A 13,033-nucleotide genomic window follows, 5' to 3' on the forward strand; every position below is an offset into this window, starting at 1 on the left:
GCTGGTAAGCATAAGGCACATGCGGATATATCCTTTTCGTTACTGGCGGCCCGATAGCCGGTACTGGCTGATGATGGCTTTCAGGTTCCGGGCGGCGGCAGTCACGTCTTCCTGGCTGACCACAGCGGAGATGACCGCCAGTCCATCAGCACCTGCAGCCAGCACTTCCGGCGCATTCGCCGCGTTGATGCCGCCGATGGCCACGACAGGGATCGACACCCGCCGCCTGACTTCTCTTAATAAATCGAGCCCGCATACCGGGCCGGCATCGGCTTTGGAGCCGGTAGGGAAGACCGGGCCGAAGCCGATGTAGTCAGCCCCGTCATGCTCTGCTCTCAACGCTTCCTCTACGGTGCCTGCGGAGACGCCGATGATGAAGCCTTTAGGGGCGACTCGCCGGGCGAACTTCAAAGGCATGTCTGACTGGCCGATGTGGACGCCGTCTGCCTGGCTCTGGAGAGCGACGTCCAGCCGGTCGTTGACGATGAAAGTGACGCCGGCCTTGTTACAGTCTTCCCGCATTTCCATGGCGCAGCGCAGGAGATAGTCGCAGTCGCATTTCTTATCCCTGAGCTGAATGACGTCAGCACTGCCGGCTATGGCCCGCCGGGCCAGTTCCGGGTGAGTCAGGCCGCGGGATAGCCCTTCATCAGTCACTACGTAGAGGTCGTACTGCATCAGGCAAACCTTACCTTGATGTTGTGGGCGACTTCGTCTGCGGTCAGCCGGTAGATCTCATCCAGCAGCGCTATTTTGAAAGATGCCGGTCCTTCGCAGCGCTTTGCAGCTTTTTCTCCCGCTACGCCGAACGAGGCGAGCGCAGCGGCAGTCGAGGTTACATAGTCTTTCGAGGCTGCAGCAAACGCTCCAGAGATAGACGATGCCATGCAGCCTGTGCCTGAAAGCTTACCCATCATCTCGTGGCCGTTGTCGACGTAGATTAGTCGTTTGCCGTCTGTGACAATGTCCGTGGCGCCGCTCACTGCCACGACAAGGCCGAGCTTCTCTGCCAGGCCTCTGGCGAACTCTGCCGGATCGCCGCTGACGCCAGCCGAGTCGACGCCTCTGACCTTGCCTTCGGCGCCGGCCAGAGTGGCAATCTCCCCTGCATTGCCTTTCAGTACCGAGACGTGGAGCTTGTGGAGCAGCGTTTTTGCAGTCTCTGTCCTGAGCCTGGTCGCGCCAGCACCTACCGGATCAAGAATAATGGGTATGTTGAGCTCGTTAGCCCGGTGGCCGGCCGCCAGCATCGATTCGACCTGCCGGTGGTCCAGCGTACCGATGTTCAGCACGAGAGCGCCCGCCATCGCCACCATCTCGGCCACCTCGTCGTGGGCGTGGGCCATTACCGGCGCTGCTCCGATACATAACGTTACGTTAGCGCAGTCGTTGACGGTAACGTAGTTCGTGATGTGGTGCACGAGCGGTCGCTTTTCCCTGACCTCTGTCAGGATGCCGGAAAGGCTTCTCGCATCCATGAAGATACTCCTTGTATTCAGTGGATAGCGGCTGAAAATAAATAGATTTTCTTGGGGGCTACAAGTGCAAAGTAACACACATGAGTGTAATTAACCCCATAATATTCACTGAAATTTGTATACAAGTACAACGCGGAGATCGCTTACATTTGTCCCCGTGGGCCCGGTGAATATCAAATCTCCCAGCGCTTCGAAGAAGTCGTATGAGGCGTTGCTGTCCAGTGCTTTCTGGATCGACAGCCCCAGCGACTCAGCCCGTGGTAGTGTGGTCTCATCCGCGATAGCACCGCAGGCGTCTGTGGCGCCGTCTATGCCGTCGGTGTCTGCCGACACAGCGGTTATTCCGGGCGTATAGTCTCGCAGCACTCCGAGGATGAACTCCTCGTTGCGCCCGCCTTTGCCCGGACCTCTGACTGTGACGGTAGTTTCCCCGCCGGATATGATAGCTGCCGGGAGAGGCGCCGGATTGCCGCTGGTGAGGCATTCTTTTGCTATGCCCGCATGGACAAGGCCAACTTCCCGGCTCTCGCCTTTGATGTGCGAGCCAAGGATGATCGGATGGTACCCGAGCCTTTGCGCTTCTCCGGCGGCGGCTTTCAGTGCCACGAGGTTGCCCGCGATGATCTCGTTGTATACCCGGCCGAAAGCAGGGTCGCCGGGCTTGAGCGTTTCGGGAACCTGGCCCCGCATGCCGGCTTCGAGATGCCGGAGGATGGAAACGGGCGCCAGATCCTTAAGCCCGTAATTATCCAGTATCGAGAGAGCGTCCGCAAAAGTGGTATTGTCCGGCGCAGTCGGCCCGGAAGCGATCGACCCGGGGTCGTCCCCGACGACGTCCGATACGATCAGGCTGAGCACAGTAGCGCCGTTCACATACCGCAGGAGTTGCCCACCCTTAATGCAGGAGCTATGCTTGCGCACACAGTTGATCTCCGCGATCGTCGCACCGCTCTTGAGCAGCAGATCTGTCAGCCGGATCTTGTCTTCCAGAGATATGCCAGGAGCAGGACAGGGAAGTAAGGCTGAGCCGCCGCCGGAGATGAGGAAGATGACCAGGTCATCCTTACTGGCACCGGAGAGCATGTCGAGCATTTCTCTGACTCCGCGCTGGCCGTCTTCCGTGGGCAGGGGATGCCCGGCATTGTTGACTCTGGTCCGGGTGGTCCTTGCCTGTACACCATACCGGTCGTTGACCAGCCCGGCAGTAATGCGGTCGCCGAGGAGATTTTCAAGTTCTGCAGCCATGGTCGCCGCTGCCTTGCCCCCGCCTGCGACGTAAATATGGTCGTATTGTTCCAGATCATACTCCCGGCTGCCGACCTGAAGCCGGTTCCCTTTAAGCTTCACTGCATTTCGCACCACATTTTCAGGTAACACCGCAGATATGCCTGCCCTGACAATAGCCAGGGCGTGCGCTCGCCGCTCGCTTCCCCGGATAAGGCTATCGGCTCCCCGTATGTTCATCACAGATAAAGTATACGGCAGCGGATATATATTTCACTGACACTGGTGATAAGGACTAAATATCGTGTATGTGTAATTTAGTATTATGCGACTGCTCCATATACTGCTCGCCATCCTGCTCCTGAGCACTCTGCCGTGCACCGGCACGGCCGAAAAAAGCGCCGTACTAGTCATCGTCGATGGCATGGGGGCCTCGTACATCTACCCGGAGCTGTCCCCGGATTGTGCGGATGGTACACCGCTGGATCAGGTAAAGCTCGACATCCTGGATGCTGCCAGCGCAAGATACACGCTCGAGGCGCCCGTGCCAAAAACGGAGTACGGGCATGCAGTACTGGTCACCGGGTACTCGGAGGCGGAAGATGAGACGCTGACTTACTACGAGGCCACGATCTTCGACTCTCTGCGGAAGCAGGGATACCTGTGCATAGCAGTGCTGGAGACCGGTGATACGGCATATATGCTGGGAGAGATGGATGCCGTAGTAAGAGATGCAAATAACTCTGTTTCCAGGCCCGATTTCCAGTACTGGGTTAACGATGAGCGAGTTCCCGCCGGTGTCAGGGCCATCCTGGCCGACAATAGCCTCCCCGGGAAAGCCGCCGGGAAAGACAAGATCGCTGCATACAAACGATACGATAACTGGTCACTCGGAAAAGCGATCGAGCTGGTCAAGTACATGGAGGAATCGCATCCTGAACAGCCATATCTGCTTACGATCAACGTAGCTGGCACTGATTATGCAGGGCATGAAAACGGCTTCGATGCGTATAGCGCCACGCTTGCAGGACTGGATCCACTGTTGAGGGAGCTTACAAATGTCTGCCGGGATTCGGGCACTATCATGCTGATCACTGCGGATCATGGCATGAGCTTTAAATCCGCTTCTTCAAGGGGCGCTCACGCCTCTGCTGAGGCCGCAGGAAGAAACGAGAGTCTGCTGATACCGTTGTTGATCTTCACCGATGAGCCTGCCCTCGGTAGCGATGAAATCTACGGTCAGGAGTGTGTTGCTCCGACACTTCTGTCTCTCATGGGATGTCAGCAAGGCATGACCATGTGCGATGGCGAGGCGCTGCCGTGGAATGATCGGCCGGCGCTGCAGCTTGAGTCTATGGTGCCCGTAAATGTCACAATAGCCGGGCCGGGCTTTGGAAAAACAGTGTTAGTGAATGGGACTTTGAGGATGGGCGGGCTGGAGAAGGGGGTATACCGTATCGAGGCCGCGGGGCATGTTTATGAGGTGTTATTGACGCACGATACTGTCGTGCGGCTTGCCGCCTCTTCTCCAGGACAATCAGAGCTGCCTGCCTTTGCCATTTTCCTGGCGGCGGGTGGCCTGGCAGCTGCGGGCATTATCGCGGTAATGCTCAGACAACGGTGACCGACAGCCAACCTTAAGGCAACGGCATTAGCGGTCAGCCGTGACTGCAGCGTGCCGGAGGACGGCCGTCTCGATCTCGCCCTTGAGGATGTCGGCGGCTTCCTGTACAGTGGCTCTCTCCACGATGATGGCGCGGAGCGCAGCCGTCATAAGGTCAGGCCGACGGTGCTGGAAGATGTTCCGCCCGAGGGAAATGCCGATGCAGCCGGCAGTCATGGCGTCGTCGACCATCTGCAGCACGTCGACGTCGCTGTCGCACCGGGGGCCTCCGGCGATGACGACAGGCACGGGGCAGGCAGCCGTGACCAGGCTCATAGACCTGATGTCGCCAGTGTAGGGACATTTCACCAGGTCTGCGCCGAGCTCTCCGCCGATTCTCGCCGCGTGGGCGATCTCGTCAGGGGAGCCGGTAATGCCCTTGCCTCTCGGGTAGGTCATCGCCAGCAGCGGCATACCCTTCTCATCGCAGAGATCTGCGATCTCGCCGAGGTCTCCCAGCATGTCGTGCTCTGATGCGCAACCGCCCACGTTGACGTGGACAGATACGGCATCTGCTCCGAGCCGGATAGCGTTGTCCACGCAGGAAACGAGCACTTTCTTGTTCTTGTCCTCAGCGTACCTGGTGCCGCCGGAAATGTGCATGATCGTGCCGCATTTCAGAGGTGTGCTGAGCGACTTAATGAGGCCCTTATGCAGCAGAACTGCGCTGGCGCCGCCATTTTCGACCAGCGAGATCGTCCTGTTCATGTCCACCAGGCCTTCGATAGCCCCTTCGCTTACCCCGTGGTCCATCGGTACAATGACCGCTTTGCCGGATTCCAGTATCCTGTTCATCCTGATTGTCTTGCCATCCATGTGAAACACCCTTTCACGACATGGCCGGCGCTGACTATCACAAAACACGCAAACGATGCTTGTCTGGCGAGAGTTAGCGCAGCCAGCATCGTCTAGTTAAACCAGAAGCAGAAGCCAAAGCTAAAGCTAAGCTCGGACTGAACAGCGTTGTTGAGCCGATAGCATATGGCCTCCATCATCATTGATAGTATGTGGGTTTTAGAATATATTAAAGATTGTGCCATTCTGGTATGTACATGCACGTAGTTGTACAGTCAACTGAAAACGGAGTTTAAAGGGTATAGCTTGACTTCTCTCGTTCAGAATCCCATGAACGAATACGAACGCTGCGCTGTGCCAATCCTCACAGATTCCACTGATTACTACAGATTCCACAGATAGATACACGATTACACAGAAACATCAGAATGCTATTGTCCTTGATTATCTGAAGTAAATTTGTGGAATCTGTTTCGATCTGTGGAATCGTTCTGTGGAATCGGTAACTATCTGTGCAATCTGTGAGGGTCTGGCACAGCGCAGCGTTCGTATTGCTGAGTCGCTGACCTGTACGCTATTTCCTGCGTCGCTCGAACTCTTCCTTGATCTTCTCGAAGGGGATATCCTTGGCCGCCAGGAGTACCATGGCGTGGAAGAACAGGTCCGCACACTCGCTGACGATCTCCTTTTCGCCGCCGTTCTTGGCAGCGATGATCAGCTCGGTGGATTCTTCTCCTATCTTCTCCAGCACTTTGTCGATACCCTTGCGGTGATTGTATAAAGAAGTCGTATAAGACCCCTCTTTGGGGTTTACCTTACGATCCGCTATGACCGCGTATACTTCGTCCAGCACGTCTGCCATCTTTTACTCGCTCTCCGCGCTCTTGCGCTCAATCTCTTCGAGGCTTTTGCGGTCTCTCATCATCAGCCTTTCGGTGATCTCGATGAGCGGGTGCTTTTCGAAGTCCATGACGACGATGTCGTCCACAGTGCGTAAGCCCGATTCCCGGGCGGTCTTCTCCATGCCCAGCTTTATATCCTTCGGTATTTCGAGGATGTAGGCGTCGATTTTCTCGATGCCCAGGCGCTTGGCTGCGACCACTCTGTGGTGGCCGTCTGCCAGCATCCACCTGTCGGGCTTGTGAATGACAATGATGGGCTCGGCCAGGCCTTTCTTCAGCTCGTAGATGCGGCCTTCGAGCTCGTCTGCGAAGATCTTGGACTGGGTAGGCACGAGTTCCTGGATGTTCACGTCGCCTCTCGTAACCGTTATTTCAATGTTATGGACCGTTTCCAGCGTCTTCTTGAGCTTCCAGACCTTCTGGGGGTCGGCTCTCTCGATCTGAGACCGTATGACGTCAGAATTAGTGATGATGCCGACCAGCCTGCCAGTATCGTCGACGACCGGCAGCTTGCTTACCCCGAGCCTGAAGATGACTCTGGCCACTTCGTTGATCTCCATTTGCGGGTGAGCGACGATAATGTTCCGGCTCATGACCGATTTCACCTGCTCGTCAGACTCGCACAAAAGCATGTCCAGCGAGGAAATATAGCCTTCGACTTTCCCGTCGCTGGTCACGGGAAAACCGTCATGGCCTGTCTGCCGGGTGAGCTTGATCACGTCCATCACCGTATCCTCTGGGGAGACGGTAACGACCTTGCCAGTCATGTAATCGCCGACTCGGAGCTTATCCTTCATGAATAACCAGCACGATATTGTATCTTATATGAGATAATCTTATTGACCGGAGAACGCGGCAGGGAAGACCCTAATGCTGGAAATACCGATCGACTGGCAAGAGCCGACAAGAGGCCGCCCATATGCCGGGTCCGACTTCTTCTTCATCCTGTGCCGTCAGGTACCGTAAATGCTATTAGCCTGCCGCAGTATCTTGTACGTGATAGAGAATGGACACGAAGAAGATATTAGAGCTGCGTGGCATGGCTGCCCGTATGGAAGCCTCCACTCACATTGGTAAGAACGGCGTGACCCCGTCCCTCATTGAAGAGGTCAGCCGGCAGCTGAAAGACAACAAGCTGGTTAAAGTCAAGGTTCTCAAGAGCGCCTTCGAAGAGATGCCCAAAGAGGAGATCGCTAAGCTCCTGGCCGAAAAGACCGGGTCTGAGCTGATCGAGGTCAAGGGCAACACGATAGTGCTGTTCAAGCGTTGATTACAGCACATCCATTATCATTTTTTACAATACAACTTACCTAACCAGATCGGTATGTAAAAGGTCCTCTGAGTCCTCTGGCTCCTCACTGTACTACTCTCTGATCTCCTGACCTCTCTGATCTCTCCCTGAGATCGTTCTCTCTGATCTCCAGGGCCTCCGAAACCTCCCGGTTGTCTGGCTTGCACACACGTACCCGGCAAAAAAGGAGGTTGGGGAGTGCCCGGAGGTCCGGGAGACTTTTCAAACTGGGAGGTCAGAGAGGTCAGGAGGTCAGAGAGGAGGAATGTGAGTACCCGGAGGATTGGAGAGGGAAAATCATCTGTCATGAATCGCCTTTTGAACGCCTGCCATGGCAGGCGTTCTCAAGGCGAATATCCTGGCAAAGGAACTGTCCAAAAATTTTTGGACAGTCAGGTACCGTTTACGCGAAGTACGCGAAGTTTTACGATAGGATCATTTCCCAGCATGCCGTTTTTACCATACTTCGAGTACTTTGTGTACTTCGCGTAAACGGTACGGGCACTCGTACAAAACGTTTCACGAATGACTCGTGGATGAAATGGATATTTTCAAGCAGGGGTATGAAAAATTTAATGTTTGCCCTGAGATGGTTGAAACACCGCCAAGAGAGAGGTGATGATCGGAGCCTTGATCAGGCAAAGTGATGAAAAACTGGCAGTTTCCAGTTTCTCGCTGGTAAAGCCGCCAAGCTCGCCAAGGTGCCAAGCTCGCCAAGCAATAATTACAGATTGCATATAGGCCCAATAGATAAAACAGGTAATGACAGTCTTTACCGGCATGATTCGACGACCATCTGCGCAATCTGTATAATCTGTTAAATCTGTGTCCAGGCACAGCGCAGCGATCGTCATCGGATCGCCGGCATCGGACGCCTGCCATGGCAGACGTCCTGGCGGGCGAACTTAAAGTATAAGATCGTACCATTTTCTAATAAGGATAATTGGCTCATTATTGTATAACGATTCGAATTATGGGACAGCCTGCTCTGCGCCTTTGCGAATTAAAAACAAGGCGGCCTGGCGACGATTATAAGTATTTCCAGCCATGTTATTCTTTAACCAGTATAGCCCTGGCTGGTGAGCCGTCGCCGTCCTTGATTTTCAGCGGCAGGCAGACGAACGTATATTTTCCGGGCTCGATTCCGGTGAGATCCACGCCTTCGACCACAGTGACGCCTGCGTTCAATAACATTTTATGGACTGCTTCGGCGTCTTTGAAGCTGCCGATGGACAGGTAATCGATTGCGATCGTCTTGATGCCATTTTTCACTACCCAGTCAGCCCCGCTCTCGTTCAGGTAAACGAAGTCGCTGCGGAACCCGGTGTACTGCCATAGCCGGGAGTTCCGGGTCTTGAACAGCAGCATCTTCTCCCCCTGGCTCGCTTTTTCCAGGTCTTCTGCCGATATCTCGTTCTCGACGCCGGTCAGATCGAGCACCTCTGCACTGCCATACAGGTGATCCAGCGGGATCCGATCGATCGGCATCCCGTTTTCCACGAAATGTAGCGGCGGGTCGACGTGGGTTCCGGTATGGGAGCCCATGCATAAAAAGGAGACATTGGCAGCGTCTTTAGGCATGTTCAGGACACGCTTGATGTCCGGGGCCGGGTCGCCGGGGAAGACAGGCATGCCATTGTGCAGGCTGACGGAAATATCGAAGATCTTCATTATAGGCCTTTATAGCCGTTGTCCTCAAGAAACTTATTCACGTTCTGCCGGGTCGGGTACTTCGTCCAGCCTACCCCGCCGACCTTCAGGCCTGCAGTAGCCGCCCCTATCCGTGCGCAGTCACTCAGGGACCTTCCGTAGGAGTAAGCACTGATAAAGCCCGCGTTGAACGTGTCGCCGGCGCCGGTAGTGTCGACTACAGGTACTTTGAACGACGGGATGAACTCTGCATAGCTACCACTGGCCACATAGCAGCCGTCCTTGCCCATCTTGATCGCTGCGACCTTGACTCCCATGTCTAAAAAGATCTTCGCGGCTTCCTCCGGAGACAGCTTGTCGTTTCCGAGAATTTTTCTGGACTCGTCTATATTAGGTAGAAAGACGTCTACCTTCGGTAATATGTCGAAGATCGGGTCCACCGTCTCTTTCGGGAATCCCCTCGGGTCCCACCCTGTGTCGAACGAGACCTTGATGCCCGCGCCGTGGAGCAGGTCGATGAGGCTGGCGTAGTCATACCTGAGGCCGTCCAGCAGGAAGTAGGACGGAAGGTGTACAATGTCCGCATCGATCTTCGCCAGGTCTATGTCCCCAATGTTATAGCTGGCATTTTCGCCCCTGAAGGTCACGAACGACCGCTCGATTCCCTGGACCAGCGCCACAGTAACGCCCGTCTTATTCTCGGTCAGGCGGACGTTCTTCGTATTAACATTATTATCGTCCAGCTCAACGAGGACGTAAGTGCCGAATACGTCGTCGCCCACTTTGCCGAACAGCTGAATATCCATTCCCAGCCGGGCGCACTGCAGGGCGAAGTTAGCCGAGCAGCCTCCGCCGTGCACTTGAAAGTCTTTCGTGATGACCTGCTTCCCTATGTCGGGCATCCTGTCGATACGGGCTATGAGATCCACATTCACGTCGCCGATAGTCGCTATCTTGGGCATTGCCACACCTGTTTAATATATATCGATATCTGATAAATCTAACCGCCGCCTTCCACAGAGGCGACGTCAGGCTACATGATTTTGTATCGATGAAATACCTGTGCATGCCGGACATGCGGCCAGAGTTTTGCGGGCACGGGGGTCATACCCTCATCTTCTGGTTGTCGATTGCCTAATATAGGATTAGCGCCCATGATGTAGCCGAGGTAATGGTATGGACGTGAAGTTCATTGAAGTGGTCGCCATCGGTTTCATCGGGATTCTGATGATCTACCTGACCAGGCACGTGATCAAGGGCAAAACCAGCACCGCGCTGCGGCTGTGGTTCGTCTCGTTCTGTATGTACGTTGTCTACTACTGGCTTGCCGGCGGTATCTATCTCCTCTCCGAGGTCGAGGTAATATTCTACGCGCTATTGTGGTCGATACCCGCTATCCTGAGCTACTGGATAGTAGTAAAGATGGCCGAAAAGGAAGGCGCGATGCCCTTCTTCAGGTGGTGGACTCCGTTCCTCATCGCCCTCGTCTTCGCAGTCATACTGGACAGCATTGCCGGAACTGCGGGCTGGTACACGTATAACCTGACCGCCATCAGCACGGGCACCTTCGTCAGCCCGATAGGTGGCGTCACTATACCTGCATTACTGGTCCTCATGCTGGGAGTGATGATGCTGGGCGTCATCTTCCTCAGCGAAGTCGTCTTCTACGAGCTGAAGAAAAAATTCGGCGGCACCACGGCAACCTACATCCTCATCGGCCTGTCCTTCATCGCCGGAGGCCTCATCTGGATCCTGACGCAGGCGTTCGTAGGCCTGATATCCAGGTATGCTTAATCCTTTTTTCCGGCCTGCGGCTTCTTCACGTTACGGAAGAGGTCGCCGTGGCCGGGGATAATGTAGTCTGCCTCACCTACGATCTTGCCAAGGCTGGCGGCAGCGGCCTCTTTTGAAGTGAAGTCCTTGTTCTGGGTCCAGATCGTGTCGGTGGCGTAGAAGGCAGGCGTGAGGATTACGTCGCCTGCTGCAGCTACAGTGACTTCCCCGATGCCGATGATGCGGCCGCCGGCACTGGTCTGGATGGACTGCCGGAGCCTGTCTGTCTTAAAGACAAGGGAAGCGTGGTCTGCGGTGTGCCCGGGAGTGTGGACGACCCTGACGCCGTCGGCGATCTGCTCGCCGTCCCTGGCGCCGGTAACGTCGATCTTCACTCTCGACACGGCTGCTTCGGACGTCATGATGGTGCTGTCCTTGAACATTTTCACGTTGCCGAAGTGGTCGAGGTGCCAGTGGGTGATGAAGAGGATGTCGATGTCGGATGGCTTGAGGCCGTGCGCTTTCAGCGCGTGGGTCAGCCGCTTCTTGTTGGCTTTCACGATATCGTCCGTGAGCGCGTTCTCGAAGTCGAAGCCGGTGTCCACGAGAATACGGGCATCTGACTCGATGTATGTGACAGTCGATCCGCAGCCCAGGCCAGAGATGTTTTTTAAGGCCATCGCTCTGGAGTCCACGGGCTCGAAGGCATCGAAGGGAACGCTTCCCTGTTTTATAATCTTGAAGGAACGTACAGGCATCGAAGAAAAAGAGGAGCTACGCCTTAAAATATGTTGCCATGGCTGCCAGTAGCTCATATCTGGAAGCGCTTCCCGCCAAGGATATAGACTCTGTCGGAGATGTCTTCCAGACCCCCGGCCTGGTCGTTGCCGACGATGACGGTGAAGATCTGGCTGCCGCTGGCTTCTTTCAGGCGGCGCCAGTCCTCGATCAGGGCTTCGTCAGTGATCCGGGACATGCCGTCAGTCACGAACATGATGTCCGCACTGGCATACTGTCGGGCTTTCAGCGCCCCTAAACCGGCTTTTAGCGCCGTGTTGAAGTCGGTGCCTCCGCCGAAAGAGGAGCGGAGGAACTCCAGGAAGCCGGGCGTCGAGCCTTCGGGAAGATCGATTTCGTCAAGCTGCCCCACTGAGGAGAACAATACCACCCTGATCTTCCTGCCGCGCTGTAAAAACATGCGGACGGTCGCCAGCGTGACAGCCCTGGCCAGTATCCCGGGGATGCCGTCCATAGATCCCGACGTGTCGACCAGGGCTATCACCGGCCCTTTTCGCTTGCAGTCCCCCGTATCAGACTTTCCGGGGTCGGTCAGATGGTAGGTGAGCAGCTTGCCCTCGATCCACCGGGCGAAGAAGAGGTACTGGAGAATGCTGTCCTGCAGCTTGATCAGCTCGGATGGCAGCAGGTAGTACAGATCGCTGGAAGTGACGATGGAGTGAACTTCAAGCCGGCCGCTGTGCAGTACTTTGCCGCTGCCGGTGTCCAGGCCTTCAGAGGATCTGCCAAGGTCTTCGATCAGCTTCATCAGGTCGGGGTTGCGCCGGACGATGTCGGAATACCGCTTGATGTTGTAGAGGTCATCCTTATGCTGTTCGATCATGGCATAATCCCATCCCCTGCCGCCGGCGAGAAGAGACATTAGTTCAAGAGGATCTGCACTGTCTGCAAGCTCTTCGACAGCGTCGTCGAGGCGAGGCACCAGCCGCCGGTACAAAATATCGTTAACGGCCCGGGCTTTTGAGTCTTCGCTCCTGAGGTCGGCATGAGAAGTCCCTTCTTTCCGGGATGCCCCGGGCTTTCTGCCGTATAGCCCGGACAGCTCAACCAGCATCATACGGTACTCCAGGAGCGCCTTCTGGACATCTGACGGAGTCCGGCCATCATAAATCTCGTCGAAAGTTTCCAGAATAGCCTCGAGCACTGCTTTCATGGCCAGCAGCCCGATCACCCGGCTCTTTGCGGACAGCGACTTCAGCCTCACCCATGCTTCGGTATACCTCGCGGCGTTCAGCAGCCTGAGTGCAGGCCCGGCGGAAAGGCCTGCACTGCCGGGATCAAGGGTTTCGTACGTTTCGCCGAGCACCAGTTCCCGGGCCAGAAGGATGGCCAGCGCTTCCCGGGCTTCCCTTGAGATTGCGTGAGGCATTGCCAGGGTCTCGCGTATGCCAGGCATCGCCAGCACTTCCCTGATTTCAGGCTCCGCGTACTTGTTTACAATGGCCACACCGTTCCATGC

General features: G+C 55.7%; 14 protein-coding genes. 3 read left to right on the forward strand and 11 right to left on the reverse strand.

Annotation, left to right across the window (positions count from 1 at the left end):
- Positions 1-39: 39 nt before the first annotated feature.
- The 3 genes from thiE to RCI_RS02795 form a co-directional block, all read right to left on the reverse strand.
- On the reverse strand, positions 40-678 hold the full coding sequence (thiE, locus tag RCI_RS02785; RefSeq protein WP_012034861.1) for a thiamine phosphate synthase: 639 nt from the start codon (positions 676-678) through the stop codon (positions 40-42).
- Positions 678-1,478, reverse strand: coding sequence for a hydroxyethylthiazole kinase (thiM, locus tag RCI_RS02790; protein WP_012034862.1), 801 nt, complete (start codon positions 1,476-1,478; stop codon positions 678-680). The genes thiE and thiM overlap by 1 nt, the downstream gene beginning before the upstream one ends.
- A 105-nt stretch (positions 1,479-1,583) precedes the next feature.
- Complete coding sequence (locus RCI_RS02795; protein ID WP_048197913.1) at positions 1,584-2,942, reverse strand: glycerate kinase type-2 family protein; 1,359 nt, start codon at positions 2,940-2,942, stop codon at positions 1,584-1,586.
- An 85-nt stretch (positions 2,943-3,027) separates the two neighbouring features.
- Here RCI_RS02795 and RCI_RS02800 point away from each other — a divergent pair, with 85 nt between their 5' ends.
- Entirely contained in the window at positions 3,028-4,326 is a 1,299-nt protein-coding gene (locus RCI_RS02800) for an alkaline phosphatase family protein (RefSeq protein ID WP_012034864.1), read from the forward strand.
- 27 nt (positions 4,327-4,353) lie between these two features.
- Here RCI_RS02800 and RCI_RS02805 read toward each other — a convergent pair whose 3' ends face one another.
- From RCI_RS02805 to RCI_RS02815, 3 genes are all read right to left on the reverse strand, one after another.
- Positions 4,354-5,181: a 2-amino-3,7-dideoxy-D-threo-hept-6-ulosonate synthase gene (locus RCI_RS02805; protein WP_012034865.1), complete on the reverse strand. Its 828-nt coding sequence runs from the start codon at positions 5,179-5,181 to the stop codon at positions 4,354-4,356.
- Between the two features lie 553 nt (positions 5,182-5,734).
- Entirely contained in the window at positions 5,735-6,022 is a 288-nt protein-coding gene (gene hisE, locus RCI_RS02810) for a phosphoribosyl-ATP diphosphatase (RefSeq protein WP_012034866.1), read from the reverse strand.
- 3 nt (positions 6,023-6,025) lie between these two features.
- Positions 6,026-6,859, reverse strand: coding sequence for a CBS domain-containing ParB/RepB/Spo0J family partition protein (locus tag RCI_RS02815; RefSeq protein ID WP_012034867.1), 834 nt, complete (start codon positions 6,857-6,859; stop codon positions 6,026-6,028).
- A 209-nt stretch (positions 6,860-7,068) separates the two neighbouring features.
- Here RCI_RS02815 and RCI_RS02820 point away from each other — a divergent pair, with 209 nt between their 5' ends.
- Positions 7,069-7,332 carry a YhbY family RNA-binding protein gene (locus RCI_RS02820; protein ID WP_012034868.1) on the forward strand — a complete coding sequence of 88 codons (264 nt, stop codon included), beginning with the start codon at positions 7,069-7,071 and terminating at the stop codon, positions 7,330-7,332.
- A gap of 593 nt (positions 7,333-7,925) precedes the next feature.
- Here RCI_RS02820 and RCI_RS02825 read toward each other — a convergent pair.
- The 3 genes from RCI_RS02825 to RCI_RS02835 form a co-directional block, all read right to left on the reverse strand.
- Entirely contained in the window at positions 7,926-8,207 is a 282-nt protein-coding gene (locus RCI_RS02825) for a hypothetical protein (protein ID WP_048197915.1), read from the reverse strand.
- A 196-nt stretch (positions 8,208-8,403) separates the two neighbouring features.
- Positions 8,404-9,024: a cyclase family protein gene (locus tag RCI_RS02830; protein ID WP_012034870.1), complete on the reverse strand. Its 621-nt coding sequence runs from the start codon at positions 9,022-9,024 to the stop codon at positions 8,404-8,406.
- Positions 9,024-9,965 (reverse strand): carbohydrate kinase family protein, encoded by a 942-nt coding sequence (locus RCI_RS02835; protein WP_012034871.1) that lies wholly within the window; start codon positions 9,963-9,965, stop codon positions 9,024-9,026. The genes RCI_RS02830 and RCI_RS02835 overlap by 1 nt, the downstream gene beginning before the upstream one ends.
- Before the next feature lie 214 nt (positions 9,966-10,179).
- Here RCI_RS02835 and RCI_RS02840 point away from each other — a divergent pair, with 214 nt between their 5' ends.
- Complete coding sequence (locus RCI_RS02840) at positions 10,180-10,797, forward strand: hypothetical protein (RefSeq protein WP_012034872.1); 618 nt, start codon at positions 10,180-10,182, stop codon at positions 10,795-10,797.
- Here RCI_RS02840 and RCI_RS02845 read toward each other — a convergent pair.
- Both RCI_RS02845 and RCI_RS02850 read right to left on the reverse strand, forming a co-directional pair.
- Complete coding sequence (locus tag RCI_RS02845) at positions 10,794-11,534, reverse strand: MBL fold metallo-hydrolase (protein WP_012034873.1); 741 nt, start codon at positions 11,532-11,534, stop codon at positions 10,794-10,796. The two genes, RCI_RS02840 and RCI_RS02845, sit on opposite strands and share 4 nt — an antisense overlap.
- Before the next feature lie 53 nt (positions 11,535-11,587).
- Positions 11,588-13,021, reverse strand: a complete 1,434-nt coding sequence (locus tag RCI_RS02850; protein WP_012034874.1) for a VWA domain-containing protein — start codon at positions 13,019-13,021, stop codon at positions 11,588-11,590.
- Positions 13,022-13,033: the final 12 nt, after the last annotated feature.

The organism is Methanocella arvoryzae MRE50 (genome assembly GCF_000063445.1).
GTDB lineage: Archaea > Halobacteriota > Methanocellia > Methanocellales > Methanocellaceae > Methanocella_A > Methanocella_A arvoryzae.

Bases quoted from the DNA above. Each gene is read 5' to 3' on its own strand.
- thiE (WP_012034861.1), bottom strand. From the start codon at position 678: ATGCAGTACGACCTCTACGTAGTGACTGATGAAGGGCTATCCCGCGGC.
- thiM (WP_012034862.1), bottom strand. From the start codon at position 1,478: ATGGATGCGAGAAGCCTTTCCGGCATCCTGACAGAGGTCAGGGAAAAG.
- RCI_RS02795 (WP_048197913.1), bottom strand. From the start codon at position 2,942: ATGAACATACGGGGAGCCGATAGCCTTATCCGGGGAAGCGAGCGGCGA.
- RCI_RS02800 (WP_012034864.1), top strand. From the start codon at position 3,028: ATGCGACTGCTCCATATACTGCTCGCCATCCTGCTCCTGAGCACTCTG.
- RCI_RS02805 (WP_012034865.1), bottom strand. From the start codon at position 5,181: ATGGATGGCAAGACAATCAGGATGAACAGGATACTGGAATCCGGCAAA.
- hisE (WP_012034866.1), bottom strand. From the start codon at position 6,022: ATGGCAGACGTGCTGGACGAAGTATACGCGGTCATAGCGGATCGTAAG.
- RCI_RS02815 (WP_012034867.1), bottom strand. From the start codon at position 6,859: ATGAAGGATAAGCTCCGAGTCGGCGATTACATGACTGGCAAGGTCGTT.
- RCI_RS02820 (WP_012034868.1), top strand. From the start codon at position 7,069: ATGGACACGAAGAAGATATTAGAGCTGCGTGGCATGGCTGCCCGTATG.
- RCI_RS02825 (WP_048197915.1), bottom strand. From the start codon at position 8,207: ATGACGATCGCTGCGCTGTGCCTGGACACAGATTTAACAGATTATACA.
- RCI_RS02830 (WP_012034870.1), bottom strand. From the start codon at position 9,024: ATGAAGATCTTCGATATTTCCGTCAGCCTGCACAATGGCATGCCTGTC.
- RCI_RS02835 (WP_012034871.1), bottom strand. From the start codon at position 9,965: ATGCCCAAGATAGCGACTATCGGCGACGTGAATGTGGATCTCATAGCC.
- RCI_RS02840 (WP_012034872.1), top strand. From the start codon at position 10,180: ATGGACGTGAAGTTCATTGAAGTGGTCGCCATCGGTTTCATCGGGATT.
- RCI_RS02845 (WP_012034873.1), bottom strand. From the start codon at position 11,534: ATGCCTGTACGTTCCTTCAAGATTATAAAACAGGGAAGCGTTCCCTTC.